Source organism: Brevibacillus sp. NSP2.1, from assembly GCF_000470975.2.
GTDB lineage: Bacteria > Bacillota > Bacilli > Brevibacillales > Brevibacillaceae > Brevibacillus > Brevibacillus agri.
Genome location: NZ_CP048274.1, coordinates 2,061,782 through 2,074,051 on the forward strand (window position 1 = coordinate 2,061,782; position 12,270 = coordinate 2,074,051).

Sequence of the window (12,270 nt, forward strand, 5' to 3'; positions counted from 1 at the left end):
ATGCGACTTCCCATCGAGAGCATCGGACATAAGATTCGGATGATTCGAAAAGAACGTGGATTTACCTTGGAGATCATGGCAGGAAAAACGGGGCTGAGCAAAGGGCTGCTCAGTCAGGTGGAGCGGGGAATTTCCCAGCCATCGCTGGATTCGCTATGGAAAATCACAAAGGCGCTGGAATCCCCGATCATTCATTTCTTCGAGGACATCGATCAAAAGCAAGTACACGTGACACGTCTGCAAAAGCGCAGACAACTGGTTTTTCCCGAATCGACAGGCACGTATTCGTTGCTCTCAATGGGAGGGAGCGCCAAGCTGGGCATGCTGGAGGTCCGGCTGATGCCAGGAGAAATGGTCGCGGACAAATTCGTCCAGACCGAAGGCGAGGAATGCTTCACGGTGATCGCCGGAAGCGTGACAGCGAGATTCAACGATGAAGAGCACGTGCTGGAGACAGGCGACAGCATCTCGTTTGACAGCAGCAAATCGCACACGATTGAAAACAGCGGCGACGTGGAAGCCGTTCTGATCTGGTCTGTCACACCGCCTCAATTTTAAGAAAAAACAGCGCTACACTTTGACAACCCATTTTGGCGGGTTGTCTTGTTTTTTGTGGATGGCTAGCGTGGTATAATTTGCAGTGACCATCGCCCTAAGAAAGGTGAGCTAGCATGAATGTTGAACGTGTTGCGCTTCCATTGGCAAATCGGCTGGCACGAGAGTACCAGCAGCAGAACGAATCTGCTTTGTCCTTATTCGCGCACAATCCCTACCAAGATCAGTCATACCGGGAACGGTTGAAGTGGCTCTCCACGCAAACCTTCGAGCGGAAGCAACTGGCGGAAGGCTTACATAACTTTAATGAAGCAATAGGCACTCACCCCGAAGCGCTGAAAAACATCGAATTACTGAAGCAGCCGGATACATATGTCGTCATCGGCGGCCAGCAGGCAGGAGTCCTCACAGGCCCGCTGTACACGATCAACAAAGCGGTTCATTTGATTCAGGCAGCGCGAAAGCTGTCGGCCGAACTGCAAACAAACGTCGTCCCCGTCTTTTGGATCGCCGGAGAAGACCATGACATTGATGAAATCGATCATGTGTACTGGGCGGCGGATGGCGATACCCGTCTGCACAAGGAACGGCTGAAGCTGCGAAAAAAAGGGCGCATGTCGGCAAGCAAGCTGGCTTTGGAAGAAGAGGTGTGTATGCAGTTCCTGGATGCTTTTTTCCAGGAACAAACTGAGACAGCCGAAACGAAAAACGTGCGGGAATTGCTGACGCAAACAGCCAAAAGCTCGGCTACGGTGGCGGAGTGGTTTGCCCGGCTGATGGCCCAACTGTTCGGAAAGCATGGGCTGATCCTCGTCGAGTCATCGCTGCCGTTCGTACGGGAGCTGGAACGCCCCGTGTTTCAGCAGGTGATCGAACAAAACGAGCAGATGGCCCGCCTGCTCGTGAAGGCAAAAGACCGGATCGCAGCGGCCGGGTATCCGTTGCAGCTTGAAGTTGACGAGCAACAGGCCAACCTGTTCATCTACGAAGGGGAAGACCGGCTGCTATTGTCCCGGCATCTGGATCGCTTTGTCAACAGACGGCAGTCGTACAGTCGCGAGGAATTGCTGCGGCTGGTCCAGGAGCAGCCTGAGCGATTCAGCGCCAATGTCGTCACGCGCGGTCTGATGCAGGAGCATTTGTTTCCGACTGTGGCTTTCATCGGGGGGCCAGGCGAGATCGCCTATTGGGCGTACTATCGCGAAGTTTTCGAGCTGTTCGGGATGCAGATGCCGATTGTTTTGCCGCGCATGTCCATCACCCTCGTGGAAGGCGCTCACCTCCGTCTGCTGGAGAGTCTGGAGCTTACGGTCGAACAGGTGCTGACCGACTTTGCGGGCTGGAAAGCCGAGTGGGAGAAAAAGCAAGGGCCGCATCCGCTGCATGAGCAATTTGCCAGTGCGCGCGAATCAATCCTGGCCATGTACCGTCCGCTCGTGGAAGAGGTGCTGCGTCTGGACCCGGGAATGCGCGGCCTGGCGGAAAAGAACAGTGCGCTGTTGCTTGAGCAGGTGTCCTTTTTGGAGGAACGTTTGATTCGCTCCTTGCAGCAAAAAGAAGATGTCGCCTATAACCGGATCAAGCGGATCGAGACGACGCTTTTGCCCGAGGGCGGCTTGCAGGAACGCAAGCTCTGTTTTTTCCCCTTCGCGAACAAGTACGGGCTGGAACTGGTTGACCGTCTGGTCGAGGCTCCGTTTGCTCACGACGGCACTCATCAACTCTTTTTCGTGTAACAGGCAAAAAACAAAACGGATGAAAACAAAAAGTCGGCTGATCGTCCTAGACGGCCAGTCGGCTTTTTTTCGTGCAACGAAGGCGCTGCGAATCGCTTGGCTTCGCTGATTTTTCTTGCGTGTTTGGAAAATGGAAACAATTTCTACGGCGTATGCCGAAACTTTTCCGACAAAGTTTGCGTCCTACGAATAACGGAATTCCTGTGAAGAAAGGTGGTACTCGGGATGGAGAACAAGTCGCGACTATTCGGGAAAAAAGCCACTGTATGGGCGCTTGTCCTGTCGATGGCCTGGGCAGGCACAGCACTTGGCGAGTCGAATCAGGCCCAGGCCCAGGCCAGGGAGGAAAAGGCCGTCACCGCTTCCGTCTCCTTCCTCGACACAAAAGGACACTGGGCGGCCAAGGAGATTGAGCAGGCAGCCAAAGCCGGGTTGATTCAAGGCTTCCCGGACGGGACGTTTCAACCGGAGAAAACAGTGACACAGGAGCAGTTTCTTTCGTTGATAGAGCGCGTGCTCCCGTCCTACAAAGGACACGAGCCGGACGCTTTTGTCAAAGAGACGTATGTAGCGAAAGCTTCGGGCCGCTGGTCGGAGCAAACGTATCGCCACCTGGCGGCAGCAGGCATCATGACGACAGGCAAACCGACAGATGGGATGACGCGGCTGGAGGCGGCGCGCCTTCTGTTGGCAGCGCTCGGCCATCAGTCCGAGGGCGAAAAATACCGGGGAACGACGGCGCGGTTTTTCTCCGACCTGTCTCCCAAAAACGAGCATGAGGTCATGACCGTCTATCCGGCGTACAAAATGGGGCTTCTCTCCGGCTATCCGGACGGCACGTTCCGCCCGCAAGAAACGATCAGCAGAGCGCAGGCCGTCGCGATGCTGACCCGACTGGACAGCAAAATGGAAGAGCTGTTCCCGGGCCAGGTGAGCGAGAGCGAGAAAAAGGCGATGACCGATGCCGTAGCGGCGTTTGTCCGCGATGTGATGGACCAGAAAAAGATCAGGCGCTACGACGACCTCGTCGCGTATGTGAAGCAAAACAAGCTGAATGTCAGCGAGTCTTTTTTGCGCGAGCATTTCTCGTTCATGAAATACGAAATTTACGACTTCGTGCGTTTTCCGCAATTCAATGAACTTTTGTACTTCGCCAAAATCGGCACGAACAAGTACAGACTGACCGTCCAATACTACGCGGGCGAGCTGGGCGGCAGCGTCGACAAAACTTTTTACCTCTCGTCTGCGGACGGCAAGACGTTCCGGCTGATTGGCAAAGACGAATAGCGGGCAACAAAAAAAGCTGGGTGCTTTGCATCCAGCTTTTTGCGATTTTGAGGAAAACGCGCTACGACTCCCCCTGGCCTTTAAGCAGGCGGATCAGCTTGCGGTTGAAGTCGACGGCAGCTTCTGTGGTCATCCCGTTTTGGAGCAAAAAGGTGGTCGTATAAGCGGTGTCATCGTAATTGAAGCTGTAAAAGGCGTACGTCCCTGAGTCGGTTTCCTTTTGCCCGTACTCGACCGCCATTCCTTCGATGAGCTGTGATTTCGCGTCGGCGAGGAAATTTTTCATCGTGTGGATTTCCATGATGATGACCGGCCTGCCAGCGTATTCACCGTAAAACAGTTCGCGTTGCTGCCTGTTTCGCATCACGGCGCGCTGCTCGTCAGTCAGTGGCAGAAGCTCGCCTTTTTCATCGGTGTACACAATGACGGCGACAGAGGGGCCGGCGATCTGCTGCTGGTTTACGATCGGCGGGTAGCGGATTTCGGCGTATTTGACCGCGAGCTTTTCCGCAGGCGGAACGACAATGTCGACGTGAAGCTGCTCCTCCATGCGCTTTTCCACCTCTTTCGGCAGCGTGACTTCCACTTCCGGTTCCCCGCATCCTGGCAAAAACAGCAGGAGCTTCAAGCTGAACAACCACAAGCGTCTCATGATTCGCCACCTTTCCTTGGCCTGTGCCGCTCTTTTTCCTATATTTTACCATATAACGAGCGCGGGAAGGCGCTTCTGCCTCCAAAAGAAAAAAGCGTGCGGGTACCAGTGACGGTCCGCACGCTTTTTGACGTGACGCTCAAACGGTTTGATTGCGCCCGGCCCCGATGCCGCTTGTGACGACCAACACGCTGACGAGGCAGAGCAGGCTGAGCGGCACGGTCCAGGAGTGCTGCAAATCGTAGAGAAAGCCGACAAAAATCGGGCCGACCGCAGCGAGCAAGTAGCCGACAGACTGGGCCATGCCGGATAGCCGGGCGGCCTGGCGCACGTCTTTGGCCCGAATGACGATAAAGGTGAGGGCGAGACTGATGCAGGCGCCTTGCGAGAGGCCGAGCAGCAACAGGCAGAGGTAGAGCAGAAGCTCGCTTGTGCCGAGCAAAAGCCCGCCGAAGCCGACGAGGGAGAAGAGGCCGACTACAGCCGCGAGCAAACGCTGATTCGTCAAGCGGGAAGCGAGCACAGGGGTGAAAAAGCTCGCAGGCAGGCTGACCGCCTGCACGAGCGACAGCATCCATCCGGCGCTGGTTTGGCTGATGCCGTGCTGCTGCAAGAGCGTAGGCAGCCAGGCGATCGTGCAGTAAAACAGAAACGACTGCAAGCCCATGAACAGCGTGACCTGCCAGGCGAGCAGCGAGCTCCACAGCCCTTGTTTGCTTTTTTCGCCCGTGCTTTTTCCTGGCTGGCTTCCGTCAGCGCGAAGCTGCGGCAGCCAGACGGCGATGGCGAACAGGACCGGGAGCGCCCAGGAGAAGAGCGAGCCTTGCCAACCCCAGCCGCCTGTGCTGGCGAGCGGGATGCTGATGCCGGAAGCGAGCGCGGCACACATCGACATCGTGGTCGTGTACACGCTGGTCATCAACCCGGCTTTTTGCGGGAAGCGCTGCTTGACCAGGCCGGGCAGCAGCACGTTGCAGATGGCGATGCCTGCTCCGATCAGGGCGGTTCCGGCGAACAGCGTGAAGACGAAGCCGGAGGAGCGCAGAATCAGCCCGATGAGGACGACGAGCAGTCCGGCAAAGAGCGTGCGCTCCGTGCCAAAGCGGTGCCCGATGCCCGGTGCCAGCGGCGAGAGCAGCGCGAAGGCGAGCAAAGGAACGGTAGTCAGCAGTCCGGACATTCCATTGGACAGGCCGAGGTCGCCTTGGATGGAGCCGACCAGAGGGCCAACAGCCGTCAGCGGAGAGCGCATGGCAAATGTAATCAAAATAATTCCGGCGATGATGAGAAACGGTTTGGGAGTGACAGGCTGCGCTTTGCTTTTCGCTGCTGTCAGGGTGGCAGGGCTCATGCGTCCATCCCTCCTTTCTCGATCAGCTCCGTGAGAGCTGTTTTGCTGGCTTGAATCAGGTTGCTTGCCGCTTCTTCCGCCGCGTCAGGACTTTGTTCGGCAATTGCTTGGACGAGAGCCGTATGTGTGATTGCCTGCTGGTCCAACAGGTCGTGGAAATCCAGCGTGCCGCTGACAGACAGGCGCAAGGATTCGGTCATCTGCTCGTACAGGTCGATCATGACGCTGTTGTGTGTCGCGTGGGCGACCGCGATATGAAACGCCACGTCAGCGGTGATGTACGCTTGCGGATCGTGCCTGAGCGAGAGGGAAGCGTCGAGCTTTTGCCGGATTTGCAGCAAATCGGCATCCGTCCTGCGCATGGCAGCCAGCCGGGCGATTTCGCGCTCCAGTCCGTACCGCACCTCCAAAATTTCCAGCAAGGTCGAGCGCCGTAGCCGTCGCTGCATCGCTGCGCCGAACTCGCTGGACGAGCGGACGTAAGTGCCATCGCCTTGGCGCGCTTCCAGCATGCCTGTGTGGATCAGCGCCTGCACCGCCTCGCGCAGCGTGTTGCGGCTGATGCCGAGCTGCTCCACCAGCTCCGGCTCAGGCGGGATGCGTTCTCCGACCTTCCACGCGCCTGATTCGATCCGCTGCACCAGTTGTTCCGCAATCTGTTTCACGAGCGAAGAGCGGACAGGTTTTTGCAATGTCATAGGATAAACCTCCAAACATCCGACGATTGGGAATGTCGCCATTTTAGCATGGGGAAAGACGACGGGCAAGATTCATGAGCGAGGAAACTGTTTGCAAGCGCAAAAAAAGACAGGTGCGTTTCCCGGGAAGAAGAAACGACCTGTCTTGATGCTACGCGGTCATGCGTTTTTCCATGCGCTTTTGCCAGAGTAGCAGCAAGGCGGCGATCACGAGCGGATAGAGCGCGGACCAGCCCAGAAATGGATAAAGCGCGACAGTGAAGACGAGCGACGTCCAGGAAGCCAGCCGTCCGAGACGATGGTTGCGCAGCAGCCGGATTCCGGCGAGACACCCGCCGATGTAGGTGGCAAAAAACGTGGCGTTGGGCAGCTCGATCAGCCGGGCCAGGTCAATCACTCCTGCATACAGGACCGTCAGCACCACGCCAAAGCAGAGCGAGAGGAACAACAGCCCGCCGATCGGCGTCCGGTATTTCGCGTGCAGCAGCCCAAACCAGCGGGGCGCGATCTTTTCCTGCGCCAGCGCATAGGCGATCCGCGCCGCCGCGCCGATGTAGGCGTTGGTGGTGGCGATGCAAATAAACAAGGCAGTCACAGCCACGATCCAGCCGCCGACAGGCCCGAGTGACAGTTGAACCATGACGGACAGCGCTGCCGCCGAGATGCCTGCGCCATAGCTGTGAGTGGCGACCGTCATGAACGCGACGGCAAAGTACAGGAGGGCGACGATGCCCGCGCTCCACAATACGCCGCGGATGGCATTTTTCGCCGGATCGACGAACTCCTCGGACAAGTGCGTGACCGCCTCCCAGCCGATAAAGCACCAAAATAACAGCCCTGCCGCTTGCACGACGCTAAGCCAGCCGTTGGGGGCAAACGGAGTGAAGTGAGCGGCGGAAGCGTGCGGCAGCGCAGCGACGACGGCCACGATCAAAATCGAGATAATGAGCGCGACGACGATCGTTTGCACGCGAGCGGCAACGTGCATCCCTAACACGTTCATGATGAGCACCGCGGTCAAAATGAGCGCAGCCGCCGCGTAAATTTGCGTGTCGCCCCAGCCGAGCAGCACCGCGAGATAGTTGGCTCCGGTCACGCTGAGGATCGGGGCGCCGATGGGCACAGATAATAGAAAAAACCAGCCGACGATGTTGCCGAAGCGGTCGCCGTAGGCCGTGCGGACAAAGGTGGAGACGCCGCCGGAACTTGGGTAGCGGGCGGACAGCAGTCCCATCGTGAGTGCCATCGGCAAGACGAGAATCGACATGACCAGCCAGGCGAGGATCGAGGCGGGGCCTGCCTTTTCTGCCGCCAGCCCCGGGATGAGCAGCACGCCGGACCCGATGACGGCCCCGATGTACAAGGCGACGATTTGCGGCAGCCGCAGCGTTTTGGCGAGGCCCGCTGTTTGCACAGTTGCTTTTTCCATGAATGTTCCCTCTCTTTATCGTTCGGTTGTTTGTAGAGGTAGTGTAGCATAGACATAATCATCGGAGTTATCTATAATATTAGATAATCAAAATCGGTTTTTTCGATGAAAAGGAGGGAGAGGAATTTGGATACGCGCTACTTGCTGACCTTTCGCGAGGTAGCCAAATGCCAGAGCTTTACCCGCGCGGCAGAGGTGCTGGGCTATGCGCAATCCAGCGTGACGACGCAGATTCAAAACCTGGAGGCGGATTTTGGCGTCACGCTGTTTGAGCGGTGGGGGCGAAAAATCAGACTGACCCACGCCGGAGAAGCCCTTCTCGCCTACAGCGAGCAACTGCTGGCGGTGCTGGACGAAGCGAGGGCCAACCTGTCCGAGCAGGCGCAGTTGGCTGGCACCTTGCGCATTGGCACGGTGGAATCGCTCGCCGCTTTTTTCCTCCCGCCTTTTTTGCAAGCATTTCGCACGGAGCACCCGCGCGTGCGCATTTTGTTGAAGCCGGGAATTTGTCACGAACTGCGCCAGGGCGTCAAGGAGGGCCACTACGACTTCGCCTTTGTGCTCGACTGGCTGCAGGATCACCCTGAACTGGTGAACATCAATCTCGGCGAAGAAAAGCTCGTAGTCATCGCCGCGCCCAACCATCCGCTGGCCCGGGTGGAAAAGCTCGAAGCGCGCGATTTCGCCGGAGCAAACTGGATTTTTACCGAAGCCGGATGCAGCTACCGCTCGATCATGGAGTCTGTCCTGCGCGACGCCGGAGCGACGATCGAATCGTCGTCCGAGTTCGGCAGTCTGGAAGCGATCAAGCAATGCGTCGCATATGATTTAGGGATTGCGCTCGTTCCTTACATCGCCGTCGCCGAAGAAGCGAAAAACGGTACGCTCACCATCCTGCCTTTTTCCCATCCGGAAGTCCGCGTCTACCGCCAACTGGTCTATCATAAGAAAAAATGGATGCCACAGGCGCTGCTGCGGTTTTTGGAGCTGCTGACGACAAATGCAGGACAGCAGCAGGGCGCAGCAAAAAACGCCATTTCGGCAGCGAAGGCGGATGCGATCTGACAGCAGCGGCGAGGCTCGCTTTCAGCAGCGCAGCCGTTCGCGGGGCGACACCTGCAGCCGTGTGCCGAAAAATTGGCGGGAACAGGAAAAAGAGATGATGGTTGTACTTGCGTATGATATGATAGACAGGGTTGTGTTTATGAGATAAAAGGAGGTCTACCCATACATGAACACCGTTTCTGAAAGCATTGTAAAAGACATGTCGCTTGCACACAGCGGCCATTTGAAAATTGACTGGGTAAAAGAGCACATGCCCGTTCTCAACCGCATCCGCGAGCGTTTTGAAAAAGAGCAGCCATTTGCAGGACTGAAAGTGGCGATCTCCTTGCACCTGGAAGCAAAAACCGCGTACCTGGCAAAAGTCGTGCAAGCCGGTGGCGCTGAAGTAACGATTACAGGCTCCAACCCGCTCTCCACTCAGGACGACATTTGCGCGGCGCTGGTGGAAGACGGCATCCGCGTTTTTGCGAAGTACAATCCAGATCCAGCCGAGTACAAGGAGCACCTGATTAAAACGCTGGAGACGCGCCCTGACCTGATTATCGACGACGGTGGCGACCTGGTGACCATCCTGCACAGCGAGCGCCGCGATCTCTTGTCGCAAGTGCGCGGTGGCGCAGAGGAAACGACAACAGGGATTCTGCGCTTGAAAGCATTGGAAAAAGAAGGCAAGCTGGAGTTCCCGATGGTAGCGGTGAACGACGCTTTCTGCAAATATTTGTTTGACAACCGTTACGGTACAGGCCAATCCGTATGGGATGGCATCAACCGCACAACCAACCTGGTCGTAGCAGGGAAAACCGTTGTCGTAGCCGGCTATGGCTGGTGCGGAAAAGGTGTGGCGATGCGCGCGAAAGGTCTTGGCGCGAAAGTCATCGTGACCGAAATCGACGCGATCAAAGCGGTAGAAGCGTACATGGACGGCTTCGAAGTAATGCCGATGAGCGAAGCGGCGAAGCACGGCGACTACTTCGTGACCGTGACCGGAAACCGCGATGTGATCCGCAAAGAGCATTTTGAAGTGATGAAAGACGGCGCGATCCTGTCCAACGCAGGCCACTTCGATGTCGAAGTAAACAAAGTGGAGCTTGGCGCCCTGTCGACATCCAAGCGAATCGTGCGCAAAGATATTGAAGAATTTGTCATGGCAGACGGTCGAAAACTGTACCTTCTTGCAGAAGGACGCCTCGTAAACCTGGCAGCAGGCGACGGCCACCCGGCAGAGATCATGGACATGACCTTTGCCCTGCAAGCTGTTTCGCTGGCGTATGTCAACGAACAGTACAAAAACATCGGCAAAAAAGTGCTGAACGTACCTTACGAGCTGGATGCAATGGTTGCCCAATACAAATTGGAAGCATTGAACATCGGCATCGACAAATTGACCGACGAGCAAAAAGCATATCTCGATAGCTGGGTCGAATAGTTCGCGAAAACCGTCCTTTCCCGGCAAAAAATTCAACGAAAAAATCCTGCTTACAAATGCAGGATTTTTTTTTATAATAGCAAGTAGGCGACAAAGTGGGGAAAAGTGGGGGAAAGTGGAGCCGAAGGACAGGAAAGTGGGGGACTAGGGCGTGTTCATGGGGGAATACCAGCACAGCATCGATGAAAAAGGCCGCCTGACGATCCCTGCCAAATTCCGTGAAGGACTGGGAGCTTCCTTTGTCATTACCCGCGGACTCGATCAATGCTTGTTCGCCTATCCGATGGAAGAGTGGAAGCAGCTTGAGGAAAAACTGAAGACTCTTCCCTTTACAAAAGCGGATGCACGCGCGTTTACACGGTTTTTCTTTTCCGGCGCAACCGAATGTGAGTGGGACAAGCAGGGAAGGGTAAACATACCGCCCAATCTGCGCGAGCATGCCGGTATGCAAAAGGAATGTGTCATCATTGGCGTATCCAACCGCGTAGAGGTGTGGAGCAAAGAACGTTGGGAAGATTATTTCGCCCAGTCGGAAGGCTCTTTTGGAGAAATTGCTGAGAAACTGGTTGATTTTAATTTGTAGCAGCGAGAAGAACAGGAGTGACGACATTGTCGTTTCATCACGTAACCGTACTGAGGGACGAAGCTGTAGACGGCCTGAACATCCGGCCCGGGGGCATTTATGTGGACTGCACGCTCGGCGGAGCGGGACATAGCAGCCTGATCGCGTCCCGATTGACCGAGGGCGGCCGCCTGATTGCGATCGATCAGGATGACTGGGCGCACGACAACGCCCGGGAAAGACTGGCCCCCTATATGGACAAGGTAACACTGGTCAAAAGCAATTTTCGCCATCTGAAAGAGATTGTCAAAGATTTGGGGCTTACAGGTGTAGATGGAGTTTTGTTTGATCTGGGGGTGTCTTCCCCGCAGCTCGACGAAGGCGAACGCGGTTTCAGCTACAATGCGGACGCGCCGCTCGACATGAGAATGGATCAGCAAGCGCCGCTTTCGGCCTACGACATCGTCAACGAGTGGGACGAAGAGGAGATTGCCAAGATCATCTGGCTGTACGGAGAAGAGAAATTTTCCCGGCGGATTGCCCGGCAAATTGTACAGCAGCGCAAAAAGCAGCCGATTCGTACAACAGGCGAGCTGGTCGAGCTGATTAAGGAAGGAATCCCGGCAGCAGCGCGGCGCACAGGAGGACATCCTGCGAAGCGGACGTTTCAGGCGATCCGCATTGCCGTCAACGATGAACTGGATGCATTCAAAGAAGCTGTCGCCGATGCCATTGATATTTTGAATCCGGGTGGCCGCGTGAGCGTCATCACGTTCCATTCGCTGGAAGACCGGATTTGCAAGCAGGTGTATCAAGATTATTCCAAGGGCTGCACATGCCCGCCGTCGTTTCCGATCTGCACGTGCGGGAACGAAGCGATTGTCAAAGTCATCACGCGCAAGCCGATTTTGCCGTCCGAAGAGGAGCTTGCGGCCAATCCACGCGCGCGTTCTGCGAAGCTGCGGGTAGCCGAGAAGGTGTAGAGGGAGACAGCAACGAGGAAAAAGGGGTGAGAAAGCGTTGAGCTACTACTACCAAGGGAATCTGGCAATGGAGCTGGAGAAGCAGTCGCGCTCCGTCACCAAGACAACAAAACGAACGATCCGAATCAAACCAACCATTCCGACAGGCGAAAAATTGCTCTATCTCTTGTTTATCTCGTTGACAGTGATCGGCCTGGGGATGGTCGGAGTCAGGTACTCGCAAATCTCCCAGATGAATTACGAAATCCAGAGCACGAAAAAAGAAAACCGTCTGGTAGCCGAGAAAAACGCCACTCTGAAGCTTCAGATCGAGCAGCTCAGCAATCGCGATCGCATCCAGAGAGAAGCAGAGCGACAAGGCATGGTGTACAACGCGAATGCCGTACATACGATTGGTCAGGGGAAAGTAAAGGCGAGTTCGCTTCAACAACAACAGCCAAACCAGCCTTAAAATCAATGTTACTGCGTCAATTGTGCGGTAACATTTTTTTCTTACGCTTGACTGTCCGTGCCGATTCAGGCAGGC

12 protein-coding genes are annotated in these 12,270 nt (G+C 56.0%); 8 read left to right on the top strand and 4 right to left on the bottom strand.

The genetic code is table 11. From position 1 onward, the window contains the following. From M655_RS10380 to M655_RS10390, 3 genes are all read left to right on the top strand, one after another. The gene (locus tag M655_RS10380; protein WP_005833012.1) at window positions 1-558 is read left to right on the top strand and encodes a helix-turn-helix domain-containing protein; all 558 of its coding nucleotides are present in this window, start codon (window positions 1-3) and stop codon (window positions 556-558) included. Between the two features lie 113 nt (window positions 559-671). After that, window positions 672-2,291: a bacillithiol biosynthesis cysteine-adding enzyme BshC gene (gene bshC, locus M655_RS10385; protein WP_026557391.1), complete on the top strand. Its 1,620-nt coding sequence runs from the start codon at window positions 672-674 to the stop codon at window positions 2,289-2,291. A 225-nt stretch (window positions 2,292-2,516) separates the two neighbouring features. Next, window positions 2,517-3,578, top strand: a complete 1,062-nt coding sequence (locus tag M655_RS10390; protein ID WP_026557390.1) for an S-layer homology domain-containing protein — start codon at window positions 2,517-2,519, stop codon at window positions 3,576-3,578. 61 nt (window positions 3,579-3,639) lie between these two features. Here M655_RS10390 and M655_RS10395 read toward each other — a convergent pair whose 3' ends face one another. The 4 genes from M655_RS10395 to M655_RS10410 form a co-directional block, all read right to left on the bottom strand. Then, a complete protein-coding gene (locus tag M655_RS10395; RefSeq protein ID WP_005833006.1) occupies window positions 3,640-4,230 on the bottom strand; it encodes a hypothetical protein in 591 nt (196 codons plus the stop codon). Between the two features lie 139 nt (window positions 4,231-4,369). Continuing rightward, the gene (locus M655_RS10400; protein ID WP_005833004.1) at window positions 4,370-5,581 is read right to left on the bottom strand and encodes a CynX/NimT family MFS transporter; all 1,212 of its coding nucleotides are present in this window, start codon (window positions 5,579-5,581) and stop codon (window positions 4,370-4,372) included. Beyond that, entirely contained in the window at window positions 5,578-6,279 is a 702-nt protein-coding gene (locus tag M655_RS10405) for a FadR/GntR family transcriptional regulator (protein WP_005833002.1), read from the bottom strand. Before M655_RS10405 ends, M655_RS10400 begins: the two co-directional genes overlap by 4 nt. 151 nt (window positions 6,280-6,430) lie before the next feature. Then, window positions 6,431-7,708 (bottom strand): APC family permease, encoded by a 1,278-nt coding sequence (locus M655_RS10410; protein ID WP_026557389.1) that lies wholly within the window; start codon window positions 7,706-7,708, stop codon window positions 6,431-6,433. Between the two features lie 126 nt (window positions 7,709-7,834). Here M655_RS10410 and M655_RS10415 point away from each other — a divergent pair, with 126 nt between their 5' ends. The 5 genes from M655_RS10415 (at window position 7,835) to ftsL (ending at window position 12,195) form a co-directional block, all read left to right on the top strand. Next, window positions 7,835-8,773: a LysR family transcriptional regulator gene (locus M655_RS10415; RefSeq protein WP_026557388.1), complete on the top strand. Its 939-nt coding sequence runs from the start codon at window positions 7,835-7,837 to the stop codon at window positions 8,771-8,773. Window positions 8,774-8,939: 166 nt separating this feature from the next. After that, on the top strand, window positions 8,940-10,199 hold the full coding sequence (locus M655_RS10420; protein WP_007784192.1) for an adenosylhomocysteinase: 1,260 nt from the start codon (window positions 8,940-8,942) through the stop codon (window positions 10,197-10,199). A 151-nt stretch (window positions 10,200-10,350) separates the two neighbouring features. Next, window positions 10,351-10,782 carry a division/cell wall cluster transcriptional repressor MraZ gene (mraZ, locus tag M655_RS10425; protein ID WP_025845067.1) on the top strand — a complete coding sequence of 144 codons (432 nt, stop codon included), beginning with the start codon at window positions 10,351-10,353 and terminating at the stop codon, window positions 10,780-10,782. 17 nt (window positions 10,783-10,799) lie between these two features. Next, entirely contained in the window at window positions 10,800-11,744 is a 945-nt protein-coding gene (rsmH, locus tag M655_RS10430) for a 16S rRNA (cytosine(1402)-N(4))-methyltransferase RsmH (protein WP_026557387.1), read from the top strand. A gap of 37 nt (window positions 11,745-11,781) precedes the next feature. Then, on the top strand, window positions 11,782-12,195 hold the full coding sequence (ftsL, locus tag M655_RS10435; protein ID WP_005832993.1) for a cell division protein FtsL: 414 nt from the start codon (window positions 11,782-11,784) through the stop codon (window positions 12,193-12,195). The last annotated feature ends 75 nt before the right edge of the window (window positions 12,196-12,270 follow it).